The organism is Candidatus Eisenbacteria bacterium (assembly GCA_016867715.1).
GTDB lineage: Bacteria > Orphanbacterota > Orphanbacteria > Orphanbacterales > Orphanbacteraceae > VGIW01.
The window spans coordinates 1-25,916 of sequence record VGIW01000020.1 but is presented as its reverse complement, the minus strand read 5'-3'; the positions used below and the strand labels follow the sequence as shown (position 1 = coordinate 25,916).

The following is a 25,916-nucleotide window of genomic DNA, read 5'->3' as shown; positions in this document are numbered from 1 at the left end:
CTCACTCTCCCTGGTTCGAACCGCGGACGTTCTCGAGGACGAAGCGCGGATCGGGACCTTCTCCCTCTCCGATCCGAAAGGCGCCGCGCACTTCTGGCTCGATCGCGGCGAGTCGCTCCTCGCGGTCGCCGTGCATGCGCGCGAGGAGATCCCCCTTCGCGACCGCGTCGCCCGGCTTTCGCATGATCTCGATCCCCGCGCCCGGGGAGACCTCGTCCTCGACCCGGCTTCGCCCCGCGCCGAGTCGCATCGCGGCGATCCCGACGGCGCGCGCGGAGAGAGAGAGGACGTTGCCGCCCGTTCCCGCGGTCACCTCTCGAACGAGCCGCGCCCGCGGGAGCAGGCCGGGGTCATCGACGACCGCCGCGTCGCCGCCGTGCGCCGCGATCATGTTTCGGAAGACATCGAGGGCGCGTCCCTCTTCGAGCGCGCCCGCGAGAAGCCGGCGCGCCTCCTCCTCCCCCGCGGCGCGTCCGGTGAGGAGGAGGATCTCCGCGGCGAGAGCCATGCTGATCGCCATCATATCGGCGGCGCCCTTTCCCCGCAAGGCCTCGATCGACTCGACGATCTCGAGCGCGTTCCCCACCGTCCGGCCGAGGGGAGCCGACATGTCGGTGACGAGCGCCGAGGCTCCTCGTCCGAGGCGTTCGGCGACCGCGACGAGCATCCGCGCGAGCGCCCGCACCTCCTCCGGTTCGCGGAGGATCGCCCCGTCCCCGTGCTTCACGTCGAATACAAGAACGCTCGCTCCGGCCGCGATCTTCTTCGAGAGGATGCTGGAGACGATCAGCGGGATCGAATCGACCGTGGCCGTGACGTCGCGGAGCGCGTAGAGCTTTCCGTCGGCGGGGGCGAGGCGATCGCTCTGCCCCACGATGGAGATCCCGACATCGGAGACGATCTCAAGAAAGCGCGCGGTCGGAAGACGCGTTCGATAGCCGGGGATCGACTCGAGCTTGTCGAGCGTTCCGCCGGTATGACCGAGCGCGCGTCCGGAGAGCATGGGGACCTTCACGCCGCACGCCGCGACGAGAGGTCCCACGATAAACGAGAGCTTGTCCCCGACGCCTCCGGTCGAGTGCTTGTCGGCGGTCGGCGCGCCGAGAAAGGAGAGATCGAGGACATCCCCCGAGCGGACCATCTCCGAGGTGAGCGCGAAGGTCTCGCGTTCCGAGAGCCCGCGGAAGCGGATCGCCATGAGGAGCGCCGCGCTCTGGTAGTCGGGGATCTCCTCGCTCACGACCCCGCGGATCCAGAAGGCGAGCTCCTCGTCCGAGAGAATCTCTCCCCGCTTCTTCTTCTCGATCAGCTCGATCGCGCGCACCGTCTCCTCCTCGCCGGACCGGAAAGACAGAGTATCGTTCCGATCGCCCCTCGGGTCAAACAGAAAGGCCGCCGCCGGAGAAGGCCGGGCCGCTGTTTCTTCGCACGTGAAGGCTCGACCGTGGGGAACAGAAAAGAGAACCGGGCCCCCTCGCAGAGAGGGCCCGGAGTTCTCGAAAAAGCGCGAGCGAGACTACCGGAACAGCGACTTCACGCCGCCCCAGGTCGCGTCCTCGGTCGCGGTCGCCGGGCAGTCGTTGGCATAGCCCGGCGTCGTGTTCGAGTAGAGCGCGACGTCGCACTGGGAAACCGGGTTGTTGAAGCACATCGCGCGGAACTCGCCGATGCAGTCCGCGCAGCGGGCCGCGCCTGCCCACTTGAAGTTGGTCCCGACCTCGGGGCCGAAGACCGGGACGTTGAAGTAGCAGCAGTCGCCCGTGGTGATGCCCGCGTCCGGCAAGCACATCCCGTCCACGATCGTCCCAACGCCGATTTCCGGCACGCAGTCATCGTTCGTGTCGACATCGGTGCCGGCGGTGACCGTGCAGTTCCGGACGAGAAGGATGGTCTCGGTTCCGTTCTCGAACTGATCCGACGTGCCGATGTTGAGATCCACGTTCGGAACCGCGGTGACGCCGAGAACGAAGTAGCCGTCCATCGGCATCGTGCCGGTTAGATTCCACCTCTTGTCGACCCGGCCGATCACGGTGGCATCCCCCTCGATCGTGATGATCGAGTAGTCGCTGAGGCTCATGCCCGGCGTGCCGCAGAGCTCGATGAACTCGTAGGTGTCCGTGCCGGTGTGGCTCACGAACGCCTCGTTGATCACGAGGATCTGAGCCGCGGCCGGCATGGCCATGAACGCGAGCGCCACGCACAGCATCGTAACTTTCTTCATTCCGTCCGTCCTCCTCCTTGGTTGAGGGGCTAAGGGTTTTCCACCCTCCCAGCGACGGGAAGCCGGCCAATCGACCTCCCGATTCGGCGCCTGCCCTCCGTTCGCGACCCGCGCAGAAACCGAGAAGACAAGCCAGGGCGCGCGACCGTGCCGAGAAGCCCTCTCCCCGTTCTGCATATCGACAAACGTATGATATCACGCGAGGGCGGCTCGAATCAATGCTTTTCTTGCGCAACGATTTGTGAAATCTCGGTTAAGGAATCCGCGGGCCCTCCCCCCTCGCCGGTCGGGAGGAGAGGATCGCCTCCAGAACCCCTCCGGCGATCGCAAGCGAGCGGTCGGAGACCGTGTGGGGATTGACCTGCGACCCGCGGGGATCGACATCCCCCACCTTTTCCCCGGCGCGGACGAGGAGCCCCGGTCGAAGAAGGCCCCTCAGCATGCCGCCGATCGCCGTCACGCACGGGGATTCTCCGACCCGCGCCACTTCATCCCCCGCTTCAAGAAGATCCCCTAATCGCCTATCGGAGTTAAAGATACCATCAGTCGGAGCGCGAAAAACCCGACGGGCCCCTTCCCCCGCCCTCTCGGCCGGAACCCCCGTGTTCGGCGCAGTGGAGCCGTTCGCGAGGACGCGGCCCATCTCGTGACCTCTCAGCGTCTCGATGACGAGATGGCAGTCCCCTCCGACGGTGAAGCCGGGGCCGAGGCCGATCACGAGGGGAGCGCTCGAGCGGGAGAGCCCGTGCGATCCCTTCAGCATGCGGGCGTCGACGAGCACATCCGGATTCCACGCGGGCCACACGCGGCCTTCGGAATCGACGAGAACCGGGATCTCGCCGCGCTCCCTCGCCGCGTCCGCCTCCGCGAGCGAGACGACCCGGGCGGCGCGCGCCTCCTCGACGGCCGCCCTCCCGTCGAACACCGCCTCGCTGAAGGCGACGAGGCGCCGGATCGCGCGCGGCTCCTCGACCTCCGTGAGAAGGAGCGAGAAGCCGCATCGATGGAGCCGAAGAGCGACCCCCGAGGCGACCTCTCCCGCGCCGAGGATCGCGACCTTTGTGGCGCGGATCCTCATCGGTCCCCTTTCTCACGGGAAAGGGCGCGCTCCAAATCCTCGAGGCGCGGCTCGACGAGAGGAGGCTCCGCCGTGAGCCGCGCGGCGGTCGCCGTGTCCTTGAGACCGCTCCCGGTGATGAGGAGAACGATTGTTTCGCCCGGGTCGATCCGCCCCTCGGCGAGCATCTTGCGAAGCCCGGCGAGCGAGGCGGCGGCGGAGGGCTCCGCGAAGAGGCCCGTCGTCGAGGGGAGCTCGCGCATCGCCTCCAGAATCGCCTCGTCAGGAACGACGACGACGTCCCCCTCCGTCTCGCGGAGCATGCGGAGCGCCCGGTGCGCGTCGCGCGGGCGCCCGACCGCGATCGAGTCGGCGATCGTGCGGGGCGCGACCGGCTCGACCGCGTCGCTCCCCGTTCGCCACGCCGTCGCGAGAGGAGAGGCTCCTTCCGCCTGCACCGCGATCATCCTCGGGACGCGGTCGATCCACCCGAGCCGCCGCATCTCCTGAAACCCCTTCCCCACCCCTCCGAGGATGTTCCCGTCCCCGGTCGGAACGAACACCAGGTCCGGGCTCTTCCACTCGAGCGACTCCGCGATCTCGAAGGCGGCGGTCTTTTTTCCTTCAGCCGTGAATGGGTTCACGCCGGTCGAGCGGGTATACCAGCCGAAGCGCTCGCTCGCCGCGAGGCAGAGGTCGAACGCGTCGTCGTACGTCCCCCTCACGCGGAAGACGCGCGCCCCGTAGAGGAGGATCTGCGTGAGTTTGGGGAGAGGCGCCTTCTCGGGGACGAAGATCACCGCGCGCATCCCGAGCGCGGCGGCTACGCCTGCGAGCGACGAAGCGGCGTTCCCGGTCGAGGCGCACGAGACCGTGTCGGTCCCGATCTCGCGCCCCCGAAGCGCGGCGACGAGGCTTGCCCGGTCCTTGAACGACGCGGTCGGGTTCCCGGTGTCGTCGTGAAGAAAGACCCGCTTCATCCCGAGCGCCTCGCCGAGACGGGGCGCGCGGAGAAGGGGCCGCCCCCCCACGAGAAGAGGCGGCGGCCCGCTCGACTCGCGAAGCGGAAGGAGCGCCCGATACCGCCAGATCGAGGGATCCCGCTCCGCGCGGAGGCGGTCCGGGTCGATCCTTCGCGCGATCCGCTCGTAATCGTAGAGCACGTCGAGGTTCGCCCCGCACGAAGGGCAGGTGAGACGCTCGGTCTCCGGCGGTTCGAGCTGCGCGCACGCGAGGCACGCGAACCCGGAAACCGTCTCCGTCGGGGGGAGCCGCATCGCCGCTACTCCATTACGAGCGCCATGAGCGCCTTCGCCGTGTGCAGCCGGTTCTCCGCCTCGTCGTACACGACCGAGTGCGGGCCGTCGATCACCGCGTCGGTCACCTCGTGCCCCCGGTCCGCCGGGAGGCAGTGCATGTAGATCGAATCCTTGCGCGCGATCGCCATCTTCTTCTCATCGCAGATCCAGTGCGCGTACTTCTTCGCGAGCGCGAGCGAACGCTCCGGCTCGCGAAAGAGATCGATGCACCCCCAGCTCTTCGGATAGACGACGTGCGCTCCCTCGAACGCCTCCTCCATCGAGTGGGCGACGCGGAAGGAGCCTCCCGAGCGCTTCGCGTTCGCGCGCGCCCTCTCGAGCGTGTGCGGCATGAGCGGGAACTCGGGCGGGTGGGCGAGGACGACCTCCATCCCGAAGCGCGTGAGCAGCATCGCGAGCCCTTGCGGGACGGAGAGCGGCTTGGCGTACGACGGCGCGTAGGCCCACGAGACCGCGACCTTGAGCCCCTTCAGGGTCTCGCCGAAGCGCTCGCGGATCGTGAGGAGATCGGCGAGCGTCTGGCACGGATGGTCGATGTCGCATTGCATGTTGATCACCGGTTTGTCCGCCTGCTCGGCGACCTCGCGCATGTAGGCGTTCCCCTCGCCCGGGATGAGATCGTGGCGGATCGCGATGCCGTGTCCGTAGCGGGAGAGAATGACGCCGGTGTCCCTCGGGCTCTCGCCGTGGGAGATCTGGCTCGTCTCCGTCGTGATGAAGTGCGCGTGCCCGCCGAGCTGCGTGATCCCCGCCTCGAACGAGTTCCTGGTCCTCGTCGACTTGTCGAAGAAGAGAAGAAAGATCGTTCGGTCGGGAAGCAAGCGGTGCGGCTCTTTCCTCCGGAACTTCTCCTTGAGGTCGCGCGAGACCGCGAGGGCGGTTTCGATCTCCGCGTCGCTCCAGTCGCTCGTCTCGATGTAGTCGCGTCCCTTGAGATCGGTGGTCATTTCCGTTCGGCTCCTTCGAGGCGCGCCCGGAGCGCGCGCGGAAGCGCCGCGTAGAAGGCGGCGGCGGCGGTCAGATGGTTGATGGGGCAACGGTCGAGGATCGAATGGGCGAAGCGCTCCTCGGAAGGCCCGAGCCCGATCGTCGGGATCCCGGCGATTCCCATCGTGTAGGTTCCGTTCGTCGAGAAGGTCCATCGCCCGATCGCGGGCTTCCGGCGGACGAGCGTTCGGTAGGCGTCGGCGCCGGCCAGGACGAGCGCGTGGTCCGCGGGAAGAACCCAAGAGGGGAAGTACTTCTCCATCGGAAGCACGTGGCCGGTGTGGCTCGGCTTTCGGTACTCGAGGATCTCGACCTTCCCCTCCTTCCCGGCGATGCGGCGCACCTCGCGAAGAGCGGACGCCTTCGTCTCGCCGGCGGTGAGGCGGCGGTCGATCACGATCGACGCGCGGTCGGGGACCGCGTTCAGCGAGGGAGTTCGGCAGTCGATGTGAGTGACCGCGGCGCTCCCCTTGCCGAGAAAGCGATCGGTCCGAAGCTTCGGCCCGAGACGCTCGATCCCTTGCACGATCGGCGCCATCCGATAGACCGCGTTCTTCCCCCGTTCCGGAGCGCTCGCGTGGCACGAGCGGCCGCGCGTCTCGACGCGCATCTCCACGCGCCCGCGGTGCCCCCTGTAGATGCGAAGCCCCGTCGCCTCCCCGAGCACGACGAAGTCCGGGCGGACCTTCTCCTCCTCGATCAGCGATTTGTAGCAGAGGCCGTCGCAGTCCTCCTCCATCACGGAGCCGACCACGAGGATCGTGAAGCCGCCGTCGAGCGCGAGGTCGCGGATGAGGCGCCCGCCGTAGACCATCGCCGCGACGCCCCCCTTGTTGTCCGACGCTCCCCGTCCGAACACGATCTCCCCTTCGACCTTCCCTCGGAACGGGTCGTGCGGCCACGCGTCCGGATCGCCGATTCCGACCGTGTCGACGTGCGAGTCGAAGAGAAGGATCCGGGAGCCCTTCCCGATTCTCCCGATGATGTTGCCGATCCGGTCGGTCCGGACCTCGTCGAAACCGAGCGCTGCCATCTCCTCGCCAATCCTCGCGACGACCTTCCCTTCTTCGCCGCTCGGCGAGGGGATCGCGATCAGATCCCGTAGGAAACGGGTCATCCGTTCCCGGTAGCCTTCCGCTCGATCGATCAGCGCTTCCCTCATGCGCGTGAATCCCCTTTGTTTTCGTTCACCTATAAAAGGCTTGATGGAGCCGCGCCGCCGCCGCGCGCGCCCCCTCCATCGTCTCCTCTTCGTCGATCCGGAGGATGCGCCCGTCGACGAGGACCGGCTCTCCGGCCACGACCAGGTGCGCGGCCGGGAGCGAGGCGATCCCGAGCTGCCAGTGCGCCGCGAGGTTCTCTGCGCGGATCGGCGAGGGCGGATCGTAGCGGAACGCGGCGATGTCTCCCGCGCAACCGGGGGCGAGCACGCCCATCCGCTTTCCGAAGAGAGCGCTCGCGAGGCGCGCGTTCCCTCTCCATGCGAGCTGGAACGGAAGATCGAACGGGATCGAGCGATCCCTCGCCGCCGAACGGTGAACCGCACCGAGCGCGGCGGCATCCGCTCCGAGATCGCCGCTCATGCCGTCGGTCCCGAGCGCGAGCGCCGCGCCGGCCCGGAGGAACATCTCGATCGGCGCGCGCCCCACCGCGTTCGCTCCGTTCGAGCGCGGGTTGTGCACGACGAAAGCCCCCGCCAGGGCGAGGAGCGCGGCGTCCTCCTCGTCCGCGTGTACCGCGTGAACGGCGATCGTCCCCTCGCGGAGGATTCCCGCGCGCGCGAGGCGCGCCGCGGCCGATCGCTCTCCCCTCGCGCGCGCGTCCTCGCCGTCCTCGGGACCCTCGTCGACGTGAAGATGAACCGGCCTCCCCGAGGCGGCAGAGAGAGATGCGATCCGCTCGAGCGTCTCGTCGGAGAGCGTAAACGACGCGTGCGCGCCGATCGTCGCCGCGAGAAGCGGGTTCGGCTCGGACGCCGCGCGCCGCGCGAAGCGCTCGTTCTCCTCGATCCCCCGATCGCGAAGCGCGGGCCCGTCCCGGTCGGAGACCTCGTAGCAAAGACAAACACGCACTCCGATCGCGAGCGCCGCCTCCGCGATCCTGTCGAGGGAGCCGCGCGCCGCGTTCGGGCTCGCGTGATGATCGTTCACCGCGGTCACCCCGCGCCGGATCGATTCGAGAAGTCCCGCCTTCGCGTTCCAAAGGATCGCGTCTTCATCGAGCAGGCGATCCCATCTCCACCAGAGCGTTTCGAGGATCGCGCGGAAAGAAGCAGGCGGATCGCCGCGCGGGGCGAGCCCGCGCGCGAGCGAGCTGTAGAGATGCGTGTGCGCGTTGAAGAGCCCGGGAAGAACGATCATCCCCCGCGCGTCGATCCGGTCGGCCCCCTCGGTCGGGACGTCGGCATCGAACCCGGCGTGGGTGATGCGGTCCCCTTCGACGCGCACCGCGCCGGGAGCGAACACGCGGTTCGACGCGTCGAGGGTCGCGACCGTGCCGCCGCCAAGAACGAGGGGACGCATGTCGAATCCTCCGATCGATCGTCTTCGTCGCGCCATCGTATCAGAGGAGGCCGGGAGCCGTCACGATCCGGCCGCGAGCGCGCGCGCGGCAAGATGGTGCCGCTCGCGGTGCTGGTCGAGGTCGATCGTGAGGAGACGTCCCTCCCGCACGATCGCGCGTCCCTCCACGAAGAGCGTATCGACCCGCGCCGGTCCCGAGAGGAGGAGGGCCGCGATCGGATCGCCGGCGCCCCAGAACGCGATGTCGTCCAGGCGGAAGAGGGCGAGGTCCGCGCGAAAACCGGGGGCGATTCGGCCGATGTCGTCCCGCCCGAGGATCTCGGCGCCGCCGCGCGTCGCCCATCGAAGGACCTCGTCCGCCGCCACCCGTTCGGCGCCGTATCGGAGCCGTCCGGCGAAGAGCGCCTGGCGCGCTTCCGCAGCGATCGAGGATGCGTCGTTCGACGCGGACCCGTCCACGCCGAGGCCTACCTTCGCGCCTGCGGCGAGAAGATCGAGAACCGGCGCGGCGCCCGATCCAAGCCTCATGTTCGAGGAGGGGCAGTGCGCGACCCCCATCCGCGCGCGCCCGATCCGATCGATTTCTTGAGGTTCAAAGTGAATCCCGTGCGCGATCCACGTCCGGTCGGCGAGCCACCCCGCGCGCTCGAGGAAGTCGAGAGGCCGAACTCCGTAGCGCGCGAGGCAGTACTCCTCTTCGTCCTTCGTCTCCGCGAGGTGCGTGTGGAGGCGGACGCCGTACGACGAGGCGATCCGCGCCGTCTCCCGCATGAGGTCCTCGGTGACCGAGAAGGGGGAACAGGGGGCGAGGGCGATCCGGACGCGCGCGCCCGGCGAAGGGTCGTGGTACCGCTCGATGAGGCGGACCGAATCACGAAGGATCGTCTCCTCGTCTTGGACGACCGAGTCGGGCGGAAGGCCGCCGTCCTTCTCCGAGAGGCTCATGCTTCCGCGCGTCGCGTGAAGGCGAATGCCGATCGCGAGCGCCGACTCGATCGTCGCGTCGGTCGGATCGGAGCATGCGCGAGTGAAGAGATAATGGTGATCCGAGGTCGTCGTGCAGCCGGAGAGAAGGAGCTCCGCCATCGCGGTGAGGGAAGCCGTGCGGACCGCCTCCCGCGTCAACCCCGCCCAGGCGGGATAGAGGGCTCGAAGCCACGGGAAGAGAGAGGAATCGGCCGCGCCGGGGAACGCGCGCGTGAGCGTCTGGAAGAAATGATGATGCGTGTTGACGAGGCCGGGGAGGACGACCGCGCCGCGCGCGCCCACGATCTCGCCCGCGCCCGCCGGCTCGTTCCCCGGCTCGCCGACGGCGCGGATCACCCCCTCGTCGAAGAGGACCCAGCCTCCTCGGATCTCGCGCCGTCCCGGGTCGAGCAGGGCGACCGTTTCCGCGTTTCGAATGAGGACGCTCATGCCGCTTCTCCCTGGCGGAGGCTAGCATGGAGGCGGTAGTCTTTGCAAGGAAAGCAGTTGACAAGGCGGTCCTCTTCGAGTAGATTTCCCGTTGATTTGCCCGGACGGGAGCAGGTTGAGGATTTCACGGGTCGGCGCAAGCGGCGTCCGCCCGCATCGAGGACGATGAAGAAGAAACAAGTTCTCCGAATCGGCCACCGCGGGGCCCCCTCCCACTTCTGGGAGAACTCGATCGCGTCGATCCGAAAGGCGGTCGAGATGGGGGTCGACGTGGTCGAGTTCGATATCCGGAAGACGCTCGACGATCAGTTCGTCCTCTGGCACTCGAGTCGGGTCGGGCGCTTCTTCGATCTCCAGTCGCGCATCGCCCGGAAACGGTGGAACGATCTCCTCCAACACCGCGTGGGGCAGGGAGAGACGATCCCGCTTCTCCAGCAGGTGATCGATGTGGTCAAGGGCTCCGCCCTCATGAACATCGATCTGAAATCACGAGGCGGAGAAGAACGGCTCGTCGAGATGCTCGTCGGCAAGGGGGTCGAGAGAGACGTCCTCATCAGCTCGCATCACGCGAAGAGCCTCCGCAAGATCAAGGAGCTCGAGCCGAAGATCCACACCGGCATCTCCCTCCCGAAGGACTTTTTTCATCTTTCCGCGCTCGAGCGGATCGCGCCGCTCCGCTGGGCGGCCCTCTTCGTTCTCCGCCGGACGATCCGCTTCCTCGTGCTCCGGCAGATCGAAAAGGCGAGGGCCGACGCCGTGATGCTCTACTACAAGCTCGTCACGCCCGGCCTCGTCCGCTTCCTCGAGGAGCGGGGCGTCCCCGTGTACGCGTACACGGTCGACGACATCGACGTCATCCGCAAGCTGAAGGCGATGGGCGTCCACGGCATCGCCTCGAACCACCCGGAAATGCTCCTGCACGCGTAGGCCCGGTCTCACAATCGCCTTTCGCTGCGATCGGCTGCGAAGCTCGCCCGCGGCGTCCTATCCCCTTCTCGCGATCTTGTGGAAGAGGATCGCAAGAAAACCGGCGAAGAGGAGATACGAGGCGGCGCTCTCGGCGAGGAGGAGCGCGCGCCCGGTGTTCGTGAGCGCGCTGCCTCCCGAGCCGCCGAGCGAGAGGATGCGTATGAGCGAATCGAGAAAGGCGCCCGCGATCGAGGATCGTCCGTCGATCGCGCCGGGAAGAAACGCTCGCGCGGTTCCGAAGAGCGCCCCCGCGGCGAGGTAGAGGAGCGACCAACGGCGGAGCGAGCGCCCGCAGTCCGATGTCTCCTTCCATAGACGGAAGATCCCCGGATGCTCCTTCGCGTACTCCGCGAGGAACTGGGCGTCGCGGATGTCCCGGAGCAGAACGGGATGCTGCCCCGGATCGATCGCGGAGGTGTCGATGCCGGAGAAGACGGTTCTCCGGTCGTAGCGCGCCGCGTCGAAGCGCGTCGCGCGGTCGACGCGGACCCCGCGGAGGCTCGCGCCGCGAAGATCCGCCCCCGCGAGGTTCGCGCCGGCGAGATCGGCGCGGTCGAGAACGCCTCCTCGAAAACTCGCCTTCGCGAGGTTCGCGAGGCCGAGCGAGGCGAGAGCGAGCGCGCAGCCGGAGAAGTCGGCTCCGGCGAGATGCGCGGAGAGCGCGTCCGCCTCGGTGAGGTCCGCCTCGCGGAGGTTCGCACCGGCTGCGTTCGCGTAGCGGAGCATCGCCTTCCGAAGAACGGCTTTTGGGAGAAGAGCTCCCTCGAGACGCGCGTCGGAGAGATCCGCCTCCGTGAGCGAGGCGCGCGTGAGATCCGCGTAACGAAGATCGGCGCGCCCCAGCCTGGCGCCGTCCAGCTTCGCGAAGCGGAGAACCGATCCGTACAGACAGACGTTCGTGAGGTCGACGCCGGAAAGATCGATCCCCTCGATCCACGCGCCCGTCAGGTTCCGCTTCTCGGAAACAGCCGCCTCCACCGCGTCTCGGCTCTTCGGCTGTTCCGGGTTGTGCCAGAAGCACCAGGGCGAGGCTCCCGAAACGCTCTCCGGGCAGCGAAACCGGTTCCTCGTGTCCTCGTAGCGGCAGGTGGTCACGCGCCTCTTCCCCTCTTCCCGCATGGTAGCCCGTGCGTCCGCGGAGTTCACCTTCTCTCTTTCGCGCACCCCCGCGCGCGGTCTCTCCGGCCTTACGTCATCACCTGCGCTTCGCCTTGACACGACGCGCCGATCCGAATAGTCTTTCAGAAAGTATTGAAACTTCTGAAAAGGAGCGTGGGCGTGCGTCCCGAAAGAGGTTCTTCCCCTTCCTCGGAGGCGGGGGCGCGCTTCGAGATCTGCCAGATCATCGGGCGGATGATGGAGCTCTGGGGGTTCCGCAAGAACCTCGGGAGGATCTGGACGCTCCTCTACCTGCAAGACAACGCCCTCTCGGCCGCGGAGATCGCCGAACAGCTCTCGATCAGCCGGGGCTCCGCGAGCATGGCGCTCCAGGAGCTGCTCCGATGGGGGGTCGTTCGTAAGTCGTGGAAGCCGGGCGAACGGAAGGACTTCTTCGAGGCGGAAGAGAACGTGCCGAAGATGGTCCTCCGCGTGCTGAACGAGCGCGAGCTCCCCGCGATCAACGAGGCGATCGACGCTCTTCGCGCGGTTCTCCGAGGGATCGAGGACGGCGGCGGAGGCGCGTCCGATCCGACGCTCTCCCGGCGGACCCGGGATCTCCTCGGGATCGCGGAAACCGGCCGCACGCTCTTTCTCGGTCTGTTGGGGAGAGAGGGGGCGGGCGCTCCCGCGTGGGATGTTCTCCTCGGCGGAAAGGAGGAGCCGCGATGAGCGCGCCGATCCACTCGGAGGGCGGGCTCTCCCCCGCGAGAACCTTCGACGATCTCTTCGCGCGCGGGCCGCTCGGCGTGGTGAATGAGGACTACGCGAAGGTCGAGAAGCTTCTCACCTCGAGCGTCGATGCTTCATTCGATCTTGTTCCGACGGTCGTGCGCCACCTCGTCGGGGCGGGCGGGAAGCGGATCCGCCCGATCGTTCACTGCCTCGCGGCCCGTCTGGCGGGCTACGGCGGAGAGGAGCATATCGTTCTCGCCTCCGTGAGCGAGATGATCCACTCGGCCACGCTTCTCCACGACGACGTGATCGACGAGGGGACGGTGAGGCGCGGGCGTCCGACCGCGAACCGGATCTGGGGGAACGAGGCGCCGGTCCTCGTCGGCGACTTCATCTTCGCGCGCGCCTTCACGATCATGATGGACCGCGGGCACTTTCAGATCGCGCGGCATCTGGCGCGCACCGTGGAGGATCTCGTGCAGGGGGAGCTGCTCCAGCTCGCCCACGCCGGGGATCCGCTCCTCGCGCGCGAGGCCTACGACGAGATCATCCGCTGTAAGACCGCCTCGCTCTTCTCCTGGTGCGGGCGGGCCGCGGCGATGATCGGCGGGCTCCCCGGCGAGAGGGCGGAAGACCTCGCCCGCTTCGGACACCACTTCGGCATCGCCTTCCAGATCGCCGACGACGTGCTCGACTATGTCGGGGTGTCGCGGGACACGGGCAAGGGGGAGACGAGCGACCTCGCGGAGGGGAAGGTGACCCTCCCGCTCATCCTCGCGATGGAGAAAGACGAGGCTCTCGCGGGGGAAGTGCGCGAGCTCCTTCACGGAGCTGCCGACGACAAAGACCGAGTCGCGTGGATCGCGGCCACCGTGGCGAGGAACGGGGCGGTCGAGGATTCGATTCGGATCGCGGAGGACCATGTTCGAGAGGGCCTCGAGCGGCTTCATCGCTTCCCCGAATCCGCGCACCGGGAGGCGCTGGCGGAGCTTTGCCGCTTCACCGTGCGCCGCATGCATTAGCCAGGAGGATGCTCCCTGAGCGACCGCCGGGGATCGGGCAAGGGGGTGCCGGCTCAGACACCCCTCGCGCGCGGTGCGCGCGGAAGGCAGCTGGCTCGAAAGAACCCGGCGCGCTCGGGAACTCGCCGGTTCACTCTCTTGCCCCGCTCTCCGGCCGAGAAAACGCCTGCACGACCCTGGCTCGCCGAGCAAACAAGGGCCCGGCGCGCTCGGGAACTCGCCGGTTCACCCCCTTGCCCCGCTCCCCGGCAAGAGGACTCCCGCCTGCCGCTCGCGGAGCGGAGAATAGAGAAGAACGATGGATCGTATGCAGTTCGTGTCGAAACGGATGAACCCTCGGGGAGGTTCCGGCGTCTATCGGTGGGAGGCTCGGAATCTCCGAGAGGTAGGATCAAACGTCCAGGAGGTCATGCCATGAACGCGCGGAAGGTTCTCCTCTGGGTCGGCGTTCTCGTCCCGCTCCTCGTCCTCGGGTGCGGTGGGGGAAGCGACAACCCGTCCGGCCCGGGCGACACAGAGGAGACGGTGAAGATCCTCGCGCTCTCGCCGGAGCACGGGTCGCATGCTCTCGGTGATACGGTCACCGTGTCGATCACGTTCGACCGTCCGGTTCTCGAGGTGGGGGCAATTCTGGTTCCCGGCCTCAGGGGTCTCGGCGGCAGCGGCGGGTACCAGCAGTGGCTTCTTCGGAGCGAGGACATGCGGACGTTCAGCCGGAACATCGCCCTGGACCCGAACACGGCGTACCAGCTGCTCGTCCTGTGGGCGCTCGGCGCCGACTCGACCGGTCTCGACGAGGCGGCCCTCCTCTCGTTCAGCACGACCGCCGTCCCCCCGACCGGTTCGATCCACGGCCACATCCAGACGCCGGGCTCCTACAACCCGGTCGGTTCGGTCCTGATCCTCGTGGATGCGTATCGGTGGGTCGGCTGGGGGCAGGCCTTCGAGGACTACATCATGGCCCTCGGCTGGGTCGACGATCCGGACGGCGACTACTCGATCGAGAACCTCGCTCCTGGGAAGTACTACCTCTACGCGTTCCGGAACGTGACCACGGACGGGGCCTATGACGAACAGAAGAGCCTTTTCGGCCTCTACGGAAAGTGGGGGCTCGGCGTCCAACTCCTCGCGATCGACGTGAGAAACAACCAGGCGACGACGGGAATCGATTTCCCGATGTTTCAGGGACGAAACTTTTTCGAGGAGTAGACGGGGCGTCCCTCGAGCCCCGCGGGCGGTCCTCTCCTCCCCGAGGGCGCGCGGCCGGGCGAACGAAAGCCCGGGTGGTCGATCGACGGCCCGGGCGTTTCTTCTCTGGAAGCGGTCCGGGCGGCGACCCGACTACAGCGCCATCCGCTCCATGACCCCTTTCACGTGGCCCGCTGATGTCTCCAGCGCGGCCTTCTCCTCGGGAGTGAGCGCCACCTCGACGATCTTCTCGATCCCCTTCGCGCCGAGCACGACCGGGACGCCGATGTAGACTTCGCGGAGCCCGTACTCGCCGTTGAGCCACGCCGAGCAGGGGAGGATCCGCTTGCTGTTCTTCACGAGCGCCTCGACCATCTCGGCCACCGCCGCTCCGGGCGCGTAGTAGGCGGATCCGGTCTTCAAGTAGCCGACGATCTCCGCGCCGCCGTTCCGCGTGCGGTCGACGTGCTTCTCGATCCGGTCGGGGGACATCCACTCCGAGAGCGGGATCCCCGCGATCGTCGTGTAGCGCGGAAGGGGAACCATCGAGTCCCCGTGGCCGCCGAGCACGATCGCTTGAATGTCGCGCACGGAGATGCCGAGGTCTTCGGCGAGGAAGGCGCGGTAGCGGGCGGTATCGAGAATGCCGGCCATGCCGAACACGCGCGCGTGCGGGAAGCCGCTCGTCTTGAGGGCGACGTAGCACATCACGTCGAGCGGGTTCGAAACGACGACAAGGATCGACTTCGGCGAGTGCTTCACGAGCGACTCGGTGACCGACTTCACGATCTTCTTGTTCGTCTCGAGGAGATCATCGCGGCTCATGCCGGGCTTTCGGGCCACGCCGGCGGTGATCACGCAGATGTCCGATCCGGCCGTATCTTCGTAGGCGTTCGTTCCGCGCAACCTCGTGTCGGAGCCCAGCACGGGCGCGGTCTCCCAGAGATCGAGCCCTTTCCCCTGCGGGATTCCTTCCAAGATGTCGACGAGCACGACCTCCCGGGCCAACTCCTGCTGGGCGATCTGCTGCGCGACGGTGGCGCCCACGTGTCCGGCGCCGACAACGGTGATCTTCATCTTGCACCCCCACCTTTGCGGATTGCGCGATGCTTCTCGGAACTCCTCCCGTCTGAACACGAGAGGAAAGGGCTCGCCGGAGACGCCTTCGCGCTCCTCGAGCGTGCCCGCCCCTTCGCTCGGCTATGCTCCCACGGGCGGGGCGTTCTGTCAAGAAACGCCGCGCCGTTCTTCGATCGTCGGGCGCCGCCCCTGGGGCCAACCCCAGTGGGTTCCCGCGTCTCGTCCTTGACCGGCGGGCGGCGATGCGATAGAAGAGGAACGACCGACGAGGAGGGCGAGATGATCGAGCTCAGGTCCTTCGTGTTTCTGGACAGCCTGCAACCACAACTCGCCGCGTTCACCGGGTGCACCGGGCGCGGCTTTCCGCCGGTCCGGGACGATGCCTCGCTCTGGATCGAGGTCGCCCCCGGCATGCCGATTCACACGATCACCGACGTCTGTCTCAAGGCAACCGCCGTCCAACCGGCCATCCAGGTCGTCGAGCGCGCGTACGGGCTCCTCGAGGTGCACCACAAGGCGCAGGGAGAGGTCCGCCAAGCCGGAGAAGCAGCCCTGAATTATTTACGACTCAAGGCAACGGATCGGATCCGTCCGAGGGTCGTCTCGAGCCAGATCATCCGTGCGGTCGAGCCGATGCACGCCCAAGCGGTGAACCGAACCCGGTACGGCTCGATGCTTCTCCCGGGACAATCTCTCTTCATCATGGAGACGGAGCCGGCCGCTTACATCGCTCTTGCCGCGAACGAGGCGGAGAAGGCGGCGCGCGTGACGCTCGTGCAGGTGCAGACCTTCGGAGCGTTCGGGCGCCTCCAGATGGGAGGAGAGGAAGCGGAGATCGACGCCGCGGCGAAGGCGGCGATCACGGCGGTCGAGGCGATCAGGGGGCGCGAGAAGTAAGCCTGCCTAGAGCCAATAGTGGTCGGTGTCCACCAGGTGGGCGCGGCGATCGAGAAGCCGCGCGAGCCTCCGGAGCGATCCGCCCGCCCGAAGAATCTCCCGGTCGAGGCAGACCCCGTCGCATCCGGGGACCGGAACGAATTGGATCGTGACGCGAGAGCCGGGCCCGTCCGGGGCCACGCTCGCCACCATGTGCCGCCACATCCCCGGCGACCCCCAGCGAAGATGAACGGCGCGCGCGCCCGGATCGGCATCCATGTGAAGCCCCTCCGCGCCTTCCTCCTCCCGTTCCGCGCCGGAACCCCACCAAGAGGGGAGGTTCCGGTCGTCGGAGAGGAACTCGAACGTCTCGTCCGCGTCGGCGGAGATCTTCCGCGAACGGCGAGGAGTGTCGTTTCTTTCGCGGGGATCAGGAGAGTCCATCGCGTCCCTTCCTTGCGGCCGGGGTCGCGGGCCGACTCCCTCAGCTTAGACAAGCGGCCCCCTCCGCGCAACCGTCTCTTGCCCGGACGGCGCCCTCTCTTCTATCTTCATAGCATCATGAACCGAGCGGTGTTCTTTCCGGTTCTCTTCTTCCTCGCGGCGCGCGGCGCGCTCGCCGCGGGCGCTCTTCCCGATTCCTCGCTCGAGGGGCGGCTCGCCGCGCACGTCCGTTTCCTCTCCTCTCCCACGCTCGCCGGGCGGGAAGCGGGGAGCGAGGGGGAGCGTGCGGCGGCCGAGTACATCGCCGGAAGGTTCCTGGAGATCGGGCTGTCGGCGATCGGGGCGGGCGACGCGCCCGGTTCGTTCCTCCATACGTTCGCGGTCGGTGCGGAGGGGAGGATCGAGGGATGCGCCGCCGGGGACGAGCCCTTCGTTCCCGCGAAGCGCATGGGGAACGTGATCGGCGCCGTCGATCCGGATCGAGAGGGGCGTGTTCTCGTCATCGGCGCGCATTATGATCATTTAGGTATGAAAGATGGAGTCATGCATCCGGGCGCCGACGACAACGCGTCGGGAGTCGCGCTTCTCATCGAGACCGCGCGGGCGTTCGCGAGGGAGAACCCGCACGAGGGGCCGGTCGTGTTCGCCGCGTTTACGGGAGAGGAAGCGGGGCTCCTCGGCTCGCGGGCGTACGTGTGCCGCCCGCCCGTCCCCCTCTCCGAGGCCGCGGCGATGGTGAACGTGGACATGGTGGGGCGCCTCGGCGGCGGCCCTCTTCTCGTCGCGGTCGCCGGGCTTCTCGAGGAGGCGCGCGACTCGCTCGCGGCCCTCCTCCCCGCCGACCCACCGACCCTCGAGATGCGGTCCGGCTACGAGGCGGGCGACCTCGCCTCCTTCGCCGGGGCGCGCGTCCCATCGATGATGCTCTTCACCGGGCCTCATGCCGACTACCATCGGCCGACCGACACGGAAGAGAAGATCGACTACGAAGGGCTCGCGCGCGTGACCCGGTTCGCTCGCGAGGCCGCTCCCCTCTTCGCGCGCCTTGCCCGAGGTTTTCACGGGGAGGGCGTCTCTTCGGGCGCGCCCCCTCCCGATCGCGAAAGGCCCTTTCTCGGAACCCTACCCGACTTCTCCGTGCCGGCCGGCGACGGGGTTCTCGTGGCGTCCGTCGCGCCCGGCTCCCCCGCCGAGTCGGCGGGCGTGCTCCCCGGCGATCTCGTGACCGGTGTCGGAGGACACGCGGTCCGCGACCTCGCCGGCTACGCGGCCGCGCTCCGCGCGCATCGTCCGGGGGATCGGGTCTGGATTCGCATTCGCAGGGGGGCCGAGACGCTCGTCCTCGAAGCGGTCCTCGCGCGGCGGGAGACACCCCCGGAGGGGGCGGCGGGGCATCCGGCGGGGGCTCGGGAGGGTGGTCGCTGACCGCCGCGGACGATTCCTCTCTGCGCGCCGCGCCGTTCTATTCTTTGTCTTTCGATGTTCCGCACGCGAAGTAGCGAATCGCCTTCTCGAACTCGCCGAAATCGACGTTCGCCTTCCAGCACGGGCCGTTCTCCCGAATGTTCGGGATTCCGATCACCGGGATTCCGGTCCCCGCGTCTCGGATCCCCGAGACAAGATCGCGCTCGCACGCGACCGCGACGATTGCCCTCGGGCGAAGGGCGCGGATCTGGACGAGGGCTTCGGACCCTCCCGCCGCGGTGTAGAGACGGCAGCAGTGCTTCTCCGCGAGCGCGACGAGGCGATTCCGGGCCTCTTTCGAGAGACAGCGCGGGAGAAGAACGAGGATGCGGTCGTATCCCTGGCCGGAATCGATCAGCCGAGTGACCGTGTTGTGGATCTTGAGGAAGGAGTTCTCCACGCGGTCGCGCGAGAAGCCGAATCGCTGGGCGATACGAGCGCTCGGGCGGACCGCGAGAACGAGGAAAACGAGCGCGAGGCGGGTGAGCAAGAGCCGGCGGTTCGTGAGGACGCTGAGGATGACCGACAGGCTGACGAGAACGATCCCGCCTCCCCCGACGAGAAAGGCGAGGCCGGTCCAGTAGGGCGCGCGCGGATGGAGCTCGGCGAGCCGCGGCACCACGAGATACCAGAGGAGCCATCCGGCCGCCACGACCAGGATGCAGAAGAGCGCGAAGAGAAGGAGAAACGGACGGTGCGAGGTTTCGACCTTCCATTCGTAGGCGGCGAGGTCTCCGTCCCACTGGCGCCAGGCGTCCCCGAGGCGCACCGCCGCCGATTTCGGCTCCTTCAGCGCCGTATCCATCCGAGCTCCTTTCGATCTCCGCTCCCGTTCATCCCCTCGACCCGCGCAGGAGGGAGAAGAACTCCGCCCTGGTTTGCGGGTCCTCGTGGAACTCCCCGAGTAGGGCGCTGGTCTTCGTGAACGCGTTCTGTTTCTCCACCCCGCGCATCGCCATGCAAAGGTGGATCGCGTCGATCACGATCGCGACCCCCTTCGGCGAGAGGATCCTCTCGATCGCGTCGGCGATCTGGTTCGTCAGGCGTTCCTGGAGCTGGAGCCTGCGCGAGTAGACCTCCACGATGCGCGGAACCTTCGAAAGGCCGATCACTTTGCCGTCCGGGATATACGCGACGTGGCAGTGCCCGTAGAACGGGAGAAGGTGATGCTCGCACAAACTATACACATCGATGTTCTGAATCATCACCATCTCGTTGACCGATTCGTGGAAGACGGCGTCCTGGACGACCGCCTCCGGCGTCAGCCGGTACCCCTCGGTGAGAAACTGATAGGCGCGCACCACGCGTTCGGGGGTCTTTCGCAGGCCTTCCCGATCCGGGTCTTCTCCGATCGCGAGAAGGAGCTTCCGCACGAGATCGATCGGCTCGATCGCGGCGGCCGTGTCGTTTGTTCGCTTCATGATTCCGCCCTCTCTTCCCGCCGAGGAGGATGCAAGACGTCGAGCAGCGCGACGATCAGGTCCCCGATTCGTTCCCAGCCGGAGCAGGTGAGGAAGCCCCTGTCTTCGGCGAGCGAGGCGCGGGAGGGGACGGCTCCGAACCGAGCGATCTCCTCCTCCGCGGAGGGCGGGCAGGCGACCGTCCGCCCGCGGAGCAGGCCTTCCCGCGCGAGGTACGCCACGGCCGGGGGCCCGGCCGCCACGATCGCGCCCTTCTCGGCGGCCCGCCGCGCGAGCCGCGCGAGAAGCGATCTGGCCTCCCGATCGGTCGGTTCCGCGGCCGAGAGAAAGAGCCCTTGCCACTCCCCGTCGATCGGCGGCGCGAAACCCGCGCCGGGCCACCACTCCTCCACAGCGGCCCCCCTCGCCTCGAGCAGGGAGCGCCGATGCGTCGCCTCGACGTCGCCCGGCCCGTCGTGCACGAAGGCGATCCTCCGGACACGGCGCCCCGGGGGGTCGATTCCCCATCTCCGCCTGTACGCGCGCGCGTACTGGGCGCGATACGCCTCGATCGTCTCGCGGCGCACCGCCTCCGCTCGGCTCGGACTGTTCGGTTTACTCTCGCCCATCATACGCCACGAATGAGTCCGGCGTTTCCCACACCCGAATCTCGGCGAGCGGGAGATGAGCGAGGGCTTTCCAGGCCCACCTCGCCACGTTTTCCGCCGATGGGGATGGGAGTAAATCATTGAGATACGAATGATCCATCCGAGCGAGAACGCGGGCCCGGACCTCCTCTTCGAGAAGGAGGAAGTCAAAGGCGAGCCCGTCCTCGCGGACCGGGGCTTGGACGGTGACTCGGAGCGTCCAAGTGTGGCCGTGCAGCGCCTCGCATCCTCCGCCGTGATCGCGCAGGCGGTGGGCCGCTTCGAAGCGGAACTCACGCGAGACCCGCACGGGCCGCCTCCTTCCCGGCCGGCCGGTATCCCTCGAGATCGAGCGCGACGCGCGCGAACCCGTTCTCCTTGCAGAGGGCGAGGAAGCGCCCCCGCATCTCCCCCGAGGCGAGGCGCTCGATCTCCTTCGGATCGAGCTCCACGCGCGCCCCCTCCCCCTCGAGGCGAACCCGAACCACGCGAAAGCCGTTCTCACGAAGGAAGCGCTCGCAAACCTCGACCCGCCGGAGCCCCTCCTCGGTGATCGGGGTCCCCGCAGGGAAGCGTGAGGCGAGGCAGGCCATCGCCGGTTTGTCCCAGGTCGCGAGATCGAGAAGCCGCGAGATCTCGCGAACGTCCGTCTTCCCGAGCCCGGCCTCGATCAGCGGGGATCGCACGCCTTGCTCTTCCGCGGCGCGCCGCCCCGGGCGGAAATCCCCAAGGTCGTCCCGTTGGCTCCCCTCCGCCACCCAGCGGAGCCCGAGCCGGTCTGCCTCGGCGCGGCACAGACGGAAGAGCTCGCTCTTGCAGTGGTAGCAGCGATCGACCGGGTTGCCGACGTAGTCGGGGTTCTCCATCTCGCGCGAGGGGACGAGAAGATGGCGAATTCCGACCGCCTGGGCGAAGCGCCGGCTCTCCTCGAGCTCATCGCGCGGAAGGGACGGCGAAACCGCGGTGAGGGCGACCGCTCCCTCGCCGAGAACATCGTGGGCGACCCGGACCAGAAGAGCGCTGTCGGCACCCCCCGAGAAGGCGATGAGCGCCGATTCCATTTCCGCAACGGTTCGCTCGAGATCGCGAAGCCGCCGCGCGGCGGTTGATGCCTCCGTCACCGAAAACGCCTTTCATGCTCGGGGCTCGCCCGGACGCACCCCGCCCCGGCGGTAGGCAGAAAACCCCCGACCCGGAAGGACCGGGGGGATCTTCATTCACGAAAGTAAGTTAGTCGAGGGCGGGAAGTCGTGTCAAGGCGCTTGCCGGTGTCGCCGGGTTAGTAGTGAGCGTATTCCACCGGGTACTCGTTTCCCAGGTTCGCGCAGATGTTCCCCGAACGCGGCTCGTAATGCCACCCCCCGCTCCCCCGCCCAACCGAGACGTGATCCGCCATCCGGTCGAAGATCCTCCGGTGGGTTCGGTCGATCGTGACCTCGGCGCTCCCGGAAATCGGCTCGAGCGGCCACGACCTCAAGTATGGACCAAAGCGGAAGTCGCGATTCCTCTCGGCGGACGGTTCGCCGTGCGCGTTCGTGTACCGTGTGAGTTGTTGCTTGAACGTCTCGCCGTCTCCCACGCGGTTCCAGTCTCTTTCCGGATCGCAGGGATACCAGCCGTGATCCTCGCGGTAGAGGTCGAGAGCCTCGCGAAGCAGGCTGATGTTCTCCTCGAGAGCCGCTTCCTTCGAGCGAGAGTGCGTGCTCGCGAAGTTGAGCAAGACGACCACCGCGGTGATCGCGATGATCGCCAGAACGATGAGCAGCTCGCCCGGAGAAATTCCCTTCTTTCGGGGTTGCCTCGGCTCCATGTCGATCCTCTCCTCGATACCCGCGCCCCGCGCCACGCAGCGGCGACTCTTCCGCGCCGCGCGTCAACTCCGCGCGCGCCGGCCGCTCCGCACGGGCGCTCCTCGCGAGCCGTGTTCGACCCGGGGCGGCGCTTCCGCCCCCCACCCCTTATCGAAACGACCGCGCGATTCCTTGAGGATCCGCTTTCTTGTCCAAGGAGGGCCCAGCGAGTTCCTGGCCCGTGTGCCTGGCTCGTGTACCTGGACAGCCTAGAGGCGGAAAGGACGGGTGAACTCCGCGAAGGGTCTCCCGACGAGGAAGAGGTGGCCGAGACCGATATCGACGCGGAACGAGCCGTCCTCCAGGTTCCGGGCGAGGTCGATTCGGTAGGTACGCCCGTCCTGCGACTTCGTCAGGCCGAGCCGGAGGCCCGCCCCGACGGAAGAACCCAGATCGCGGAAGCGGACCGGTTCGTCCGCGTCCCACGCGCCCCCCGCGTCGAAGAAGAGGGCGGCGCCGAAGGCGACCGTGAGAAACCGGAGGCCGGTGTCCACCCGGTTCTCGAAGTTGAACAACACGCGGCGCGTTCCCGCGTCGCCCCGATCGCCGCGCCCCCGGAGGCCGGCCGGCCCGTCCGCGAAGAGCTCGCGCCCCGCTTCCGACCGCCACTCCTCGTCCCAGAGGGCGCGGGCGGCGACGCACATCCGCCCCGCCCACTTCTGATGGTAGAGGGCCCCGGCGCCGAGCGTCGTCTTCCCCCAACGGCTCGCGCGACGCTCGACGAGGGAAGCGGCCTCGAGGGACGCGTATCGGCGCGACCCGATCTCCGTGCCCCAGTGAGTCTCCGCGCCGAATCGCCAGCGGTCGGGCGCTCCCCACACCGGCCCCGCGGAGAGCGCCGCGTACGCTCCTCGCTCGATGTCCTCCACACGGTCGAAGAAGTCGATCCCCTCGTCCTCGGCGAAGCGGAACCGGCCGTACGCCGCCGAGATCGCGAGATGTCGGGATGTCTCGCCGGCCTCAAGGAGGGAGGGGTCGGGGGTCTCCCCCTCCGTCGGGCGAAGGTCCGAGAAGTCGGTCGCCTGACGCAGGAACAGCGCGCGAAGAAGGAGCTTGCGGCGGCGATCCCCGATCATCCTTCCGGCGTGGGCGTAGTCCCGGCGATCTTCGTGGAAGAACGTTCCGATCTCCCGATCTCTGCGATAGAGACGGTCGTCCCGCGAGCGATGTACGGTCGCCGCGCCCATTCCCCAGCGGGAATCGAGCGAGTAGAACGGGCGATCGATCTCGATGCCTGCCTCTTGCCCCGGGCTTCTCGCGAGGTCGTAGGCGCGCAGGGTCCATCGGCCGCCGAGGAGCTGCGGGTCGAACACGAGCCATCCGAACGCGTTCTCCCCGTCCGTTCGCCGGTAGAGAAGCTCGACCCGCTTCCCGAACCCGAAGAGGTTCTGTTCCTCCAGCTTCACCTCGAGGAAGGACTCTCCCTCCGCCCGTTCCTCCGGGCCGTCCCCGAGATCAAGTGAAACTTGGGTGGACCACATGTCGTGCGTTTCGACCACGACATCCTGCTCGTTCCCTCTCCGCTCGCCCGGAACGACGGACGCATAGGCGATGAACGATAGATGCCTCAAGCTTCGCTCGGTCTCCTCGAGAACATCCGGATCGAAGGGGTCCCCCGGGCGGAAGAGGAGCGCGCGGCGAATCACGTTCTCGCGCGTCCGGATGTGGAGGGCGTTCACCCAGGAGTAGGGGAAGCGATCGAAGCGCGGGACCGACGGGTTGAAGACATCCTTGCGAAGGATGTGGATCGCCTCCACGCGCGGCTCTTCCGCCCTCGCGAGGGGAGCCGCCGCGACGATGAGGAGCGCCGAGAGGCATGCGGCGCGCGCGTTCCTCGCTCCTCCGCCGCGGGGCGGCCGCGTGTCCCGGCGATCGCGCATCCTCTATCCGCCGCCCCCCTCGGGGAGCGGGCGTCCCTCGAGAACCCTGCGGAGCACCTTGCCCGTTCCGCTCCGAGGGAGCTCGCTCACGATCTCCACGTACGCCGGGATCTTGTACGGGGCGAGCTGCCCGCGGAGGTGCTCGAGGATCATCGCGGGGGAGAGCGCGATCCCCTCGGCGGGGACGACGAAGGCGCGCGGCACCTCCCCCTTCTTCTCGCTCTTGGCGCGGACCACCGCCGCTCCGGCAACCGCCGGATGCTCCTCGATCGCCTCCTCGATCTCGCGCGGGTAGACGTTGATCCCCCGGACGAGGATCACGTCCTTCTTCCGGTCGTGGATCGTGAGGAAGCCCTGGAGATCCAGGCTCGCGAGGTCCCCCGTGCGGAGCCACCCGTTCTCCACGGGGGACTTGCCTCCGAGAAAGGCGTCGGCGACGTTCTCTCCCTTGACGAGGAGCTCCCCCGCCTCGCCGGGCATCCGCTCCTCCCCCCTCTCCCCCAGCACGCGCGCCTCGATCCCGGGGAGGGGCGGCCCGACCGTCCCCGGCACCCTTCTTTCCAGACGGTTCACGGAGACGACCGGGCCGGCCTCGGTCAGGCCGTAACCCTCGAGGAGCGGCGCGCCGAACCGCTCCTCCACCGCCGCGATCGTGCGCGGGGAAAGAGGGGCGCTCCCCGAGATCATCATGCGGATCTTGTGGAGCTTGCGGACGAGGAAGGGGATGCGCGCGCGCGCGAGGGCGTTGTAGACGGCGGGAACCCCGACGAAGATCGACACGCGCCGCGAGAGAAGAGCCCTGCGCATCAGCGGGCGGAAGTTCCGCGCGGAGCGCTCCAGCGCGATCGACGCGCCGATAAGGGCGGGGAGGAAGAGACAGACCGTCAGCGTGAACGTGTGGAAGAGGGGAAGAAAGAGGAGAAAGCGGTCGCTCGAGCGCGGCCCGAGAGCCTCCTCGCATTGCCGCGCGTTCGCCGCGAGGTTCCGGTGCGAGAGGAGAACGCCCCGCGGCTCTCCTTCCGTCCCCGACGTGAAGAGAAGGAGCGCGGTCGACTCCGGAGCGGGCCTCTCCGCCTCCGGCGAAACCGCCTCTCCTCGGGCGAGATTCCCGAACAGCTCGCGGCCCTCCCCCCCGCTCCCTCCGACCACGATCACGCCCTTCGAGGGCTCGGGGGTCTCCGCGAGGAGGGGGAGCATCTCCTCCCCCGCGACGATCAGCACCGGTTCGGCCCGTCGCACGAGCCGGGCGATCTCCCGCGGGGCGAGGAAGTGATTGATCGGAACGAGGACCGCCCCGAGGCGAAGGAGCGCGAAGACCGCCTCCGCGAACTCCGGGACGTTTCCGAGAAGGAGGGCGACCCGATCCCCGGGGCGGATGCCGGCGCGTGCGAAGCCCCCGGCGATTCGGAGAACGCGCTCGAGGAACTCCCGGTAGCGAATCGTCTTCCGCTCGAAGAAGAGGAAGGGGGCCCGCGGGCGAAGCCGCGCCGTCTTCTCGAGAGACCGATCGATTGTCCTCTTCACGGCCCCAGGGTACCATGGCGGCGCCCGCCTCAAGAATCCTTAATCGACGAGGAGCCCTTTCTCGTCGTATCGTGCGGGGTCGGAAGGCCCGAGGGAGGTATCGCGATGAAGACAGGAAGACGCATGTTCCTCGTCGGCGCTCTCGTCCTGGCGGCGGCGGTCGTGTTCCCGCTCCTCGGGGAGGCGACTGAGAAGGGCGCGGACGAGAAGCTCCGCA

At 68.0% G+C, this 25,916-nt stretch carries 25 protein-coding genes; 6 read left to right on the top strand and 19 right to left on the bottom strand.

Going from position 1 to position 25,916, the window contains the following annotated elements; translation table 11 throughout:
• Position 1: 1 nt before the first annotated feature.
• From FJY73_05735 to FJY73_05700, 8 genes are all read right to left on the bottom strand, one after another.
• Positions 2-1,324: a thymidine phosphorylase gene (locus FJY73_05735; GenBank protein ID MBM3320162.1), complete on the bottom strand. Its 1,323-nt coding sequence runs from the start codon at positions 1,322-1,324 to the stop codon at positions 2-4.
• A gap of 192 nt (positions 1,325-1,516) precedes the next feature.
• Entirely contained in the window at positions 1,517-2,221 is a 705-nt protein-coding gene (locus FJY73_05730) for a hypothetical protein (GenBank protein MBM3320161.1), read from the bottom strand.
• A gap of 253 nt (positions 2,222-2,474) precedes the next feature.
• Positions 2,475-3,299: an EF2563 family selenium-dependent molybdenum hydroxylase system protein gene (locus FJY73_05725; protein ID MBM3320160.1), complete on the bottom strand. Its 825-nt coding sequence runs from the start codon at positions 3,297-3,299 to the stop codon at positions 2,475-2,477.
• Entirely contained in the window at positions 3,296-4,555 is a 1,260-nt protein-coding gene (locus FJY73_05720; protein ID MBM3320159.1) for a threonine synthase, read from the bottom strand. Before FJY73_05720 ends, FJY73_05725 begins: the two co-directional genes overlap by 4 nt.
• Before the next feature lie 5 nt (positions 4,556-4,560).
• Complete coding sequence (locus tag FJY73_05715; GenBank protein MBM3320158.1) at positions 4,561-5,544, bottom strand: ornithine carbamoyltransferase; 984 nt, start codon at positions 5,542-5,544, stop codon at positions 4,561-4,563.
• Complete coding sequence (locus FJY73_05710; protein MBM3320157.1) at positions 5,541-6,746, bottom strand: YgeY family selenium metabolism-linked hydrolase; 1,206 nt, start codon at positions 6,744-6,746, stop codon at positions 5,541-5,543. Before FJY73_05710 ends, FJY73_05715 begins: the two co-directional genes overlap by 4 nt.
• Before the next feature lie 25 nt (positions 6,747-6,771).
• Positions 6,772-8,106 carry an amidohydrolase family protein gene (locus FJY73_05705; GenBank protein MBM3320156.1) on the bottom strand — a complete coding sequence of 445 codons (1,335 nt, stop codon included), beginning with the start codon at positions 8,104-8,106 and terminating at the stop codon, positions 6,772-6,774.
• Between the two features lie 60 nt (positions 8,107-8,166).
• A complete protein-coding gene (locus FJY73_05700) occupies positions 8,167-9,522 on the bottom strand; it encodes an 8-oxoguanine deaminase (protein MBM3320155.1) in 1,356 nt (451 codons plus the stop codon).
• 165 nt (positions 9,523-9,687) lie between these two features.
• Between FJY73_05700 and FJY73_05695 the strand changes: the two genes are divergently transcribed.
• Positions 9,688-10,449, top strand: a complete 762-nt coding sequence (locus tag FJY73_05695; protein MBM3320154.1) for a glycerophosphodiester phosphodiesterase — start codon at positions 9,688-9,690, stop codon at positions 10,447-10,449.
• A 57-nt stretch (positions 10,450-10,506) separates the two neighbouring features.
• Here the strand turns inward: FJY73_05695 and FJY73_05690 are convergent, their stop codons facing one another.
• On the bottom strand, positions 10,507-11,586 hold the full coding sequence (locus FJY73_05690; protein MBM3320153.1) for a pentapeptide repeat-containing protein: 1,080 nt from the start codon (positions 11,584-11,586) through the stop codon (positions 10,507-10,509).
• 258 nt (positions 11,587-11,844) lie between these two features.
• Here FJY73_05690 and FJY73_05685 point away from each other — a divergent pair, with 258 nt between their 5' ends.
• The 3 genes from FJY73_05685 to FJY73_05675 all read left to right on the top strand — a co-directional run bounded on the left by FJY73_05685 (position 11,845) and on the right by FJY73_05675 (position 14,555).
• Positions 11,845-12,321 (top strand): helix-turn-helix domain-containing protein, encoded by a 477-nt coding sequence (locus FJY73_05685; protein MBM3320152.1) that lies wholly within the window; start codon positions 11,845-11,847, stop codon positions 12,319-12,321.
• A complete protein-coding gene (locus FJY73_05680; protein ID MBM3320151.1) occupies positions 12,318-13,346 on the top strand; it encodes a polyprenyl synthetase family protein in 1,029 nt (342 codons plus the stop codon). Before FJY73_05685 ends, FJY73_05680 begins: the two co-directional genes overlap by 4 nt.
• Positions 13,347-13,760: 414 nt before the next feature.
• Positions 13,761-14,555 (top strand): hypothetical protein, encoded by a 795-nt coding sequence (locus tag FJY73_05675; protein ID MBM3320150.1) that lies wholly within the window; start codon positions 13,761-13,763, stop codon positions 14,553-14,555.
• Between the two features lie 132 nt (positions 14,556-14,687).
• On the opposite strand, the gene mdh is transcribed toward FJY73_05675, so the two are convergent.
• A complete protein-coding gene (gene mdh / locus FJY73_05670; GenBank protein MBM3320149.1) occupies positions 14,688-15,611 on the bottom strand; it encodes a malate dehydrogenase in 924 nt (307 codons plus the stop codon).
• A gap of 282 nt (positions 15,612-15,893) precedes the next feature.
• Between mdh and FJY73_05665 the strand changes: the two genes are divergently transcribed.
• Positions 15,894-16,511, top strand: a complete 618-nt coding sequence (locus FJY73_05665; protein ID MBM3320148.1) for a BMC domain-containing protein — start codon at positions 15,894-15,896, stop codon at positions 16,509-16,511.
• Between the two features lie 6 nt (positions 16,512-16,517).
• On the opposite strand, the gene FJY73_05660 is transcribed toward FJY73_05665, so the two are convergent.
• Complete coding sequence (locus tag FJY73_05660; protein MBM3320147.1) at positions 16,518-16,934, bottom strand: hypothetical protein; 417 nt, start codon at positions 16,932-16,934, stop codon at positions 16,518-16,520.
• A 117-nt stretch (positions 16,935-17,051) separates the two neighbouring features.
• Between FJY73_05660 and FJY73_05655 the strand changes: the two genes are divergently transcribed.
• Positions 17,052-18,359 (top strand): M20/M25/M40 family metallo-hydrolase, encoded by a 1,308-nt coding sequence (locus FJY73_05655; protein MBM3320146.1) that lies wholly within the window; start codon positions 17,052-17,054, stop codon positions 18,357-18,359.
• 37 nt (positions 18,360-18,396) lie between these two features.
• On the opposite strand, the gene FJY73_05650 is transcribed toward FJY73_05655, so the two are convergent.
• The 8 genes from FJY73_05650 to FJY73_05615 all read right to left on the bottom strand — a co-directional run bounded on the left by FJY73_05650 (position 18,397) and on the right by FJY73_05615 (position 25,699).
• A complete protein-coding gene (locus tag FJY73_05650) occupies positions 18,397-19,203 on the bottom strand; it encodes a DUF116 domain-containing protein (GenBank protein ID MBM3320145.1) in 807 nt (268 codons plus the stop codon).
• Between the two features lie 28 nt (positions 19,204-19,231).
• The gene (gene folE, locus FJY73_05645; GenBank protein MBM3320144.1) at positions 19,232-19,819 is read right to left on the bottom strand and encodes a GTP cyclohydrolase I FolE; all 588 of its coding nucleotides are present in this window, start codon (positions 19,817-19,819) and stop codon (positions 19,232-19,234) included.
• A complete protein-coding gene (locus FJY73_05640) occupies positions 19,816-20,385 on the bottom strand; it encodes a hypothetical protein (GenBank protein ID MBM3320143.1) in 570 nt (189 codons plus the stop codon). Before FJY73_05640 ends, folE begins: the two co-directional genes overlap by 4 nt.
• 28 nt (positions 20,386-20,413) lie before the next feature.
• Positions 20,414-20,755: a 6-carboxytetrahydropterin synthase gene (locus FJY73_05635; GenBank protein ID MBM3320142.1), complete on the bottom strand. Its 342-nt coding sequence runs from the start codon at positions 20,753-20,755 to the stop codon at positions 20,414-20,416.
• On the bottom strand, positions 20,739-21,506 hold the full coding sequence (gene larE / locus FJY73_05630; GenBank protein ID MBM3320141.1) for an ATP-dependent sacrificial sulfur transferase LarE: 768 nt from the start codon (positions 21,504-21,506) through the stop codon (positions 20,739-20,741). Before larE ends, FJY73_05635 begins: the two co-directional genes overlap by 17 nt.
• A 218-nt stretch (positions 21,507-21,724) precedes the next feature.
• Positions 21,725-22,255 (bottom strand): type II secretion system protein, encoded by a 531-nt coding sequence (locus tag FJY73_05625; GenBank protein ID MBM3320140.1) that lies wholly within the window; start codon positions 22,253-22,255, stop codon positions 21,725-21,727.
• 249 nt (positions 22,256-22,504) lie between these two features.
• Positions 22,505-24,175, bottom strand: coding sequence for a hypothetical protein (locus FJY73_05620; protein MBM3320139.1), 1,671 nt, complete (start codon positions 24,173-24,175; stop codon positions 22,505-22,507).
• A gap of 3 nt (positions 24,176-24,178) precedes the next feature.
• Complete coding sequence (locus FJY73_05615; protein ID MBM3320138.1) at positions 24,179-25,699, bottom strand: AMP-binding protein; 1,521 nt, start codon at positions 25,697-25,699, stop codon at positions 24,179-24,181.
• Positions 25,700-25,916 lie beyond the last annotated feature (217 nt).